This window comes from Cedecea sp. B1(4) (genome assembly GCF_059414925.1).
Window position 1 is genome coordinate 1 of the sequence record NZ_JCAHMZ010000265.1, and the last position, 271, is coordinate 271.

Annotated in this window: 1 protein-coding gene; it reads left to right on the plus strand. The window is 63.5% G+C overall.

The genetic code is table 11. The features are described from left to right. Nucleotides 1-69: 69 nt before the first annotated feature. On the plus strand, nt 70-271 hold a 202-nt coding region (locus ACR6JA_RS22880), incomplete at its 3' end, for a hypothetical protein (protein ID WP_494599774.1).

A 271-nucleotide genomic window follows, 5' to 3' on the forward strand; every position in this document is an offset into this window, starting at 1 on the left:
GGCTGGTTTCGCTCGAATCCGCCCCACGCGATGAGCTCCGATCGCGTAATGCAGAGCCGAGCTGCTGAGGTGGCTGCACTAAAGCGTATTGGCGGCGCAGCCGTCTCTACGCTTATCTACGGGCCTCGTGCCATTGCTGGGGATGGGCCCGCCACCGAGCAGCTCACCACCATCTACAGCGGCGCCTACACTGCTATTGACGCCGCGCCGGGGTCCACTAACGATCGACGCTCGCTCATGGGCTTGCTTCACGAGCAAACCCAGCGCCTGA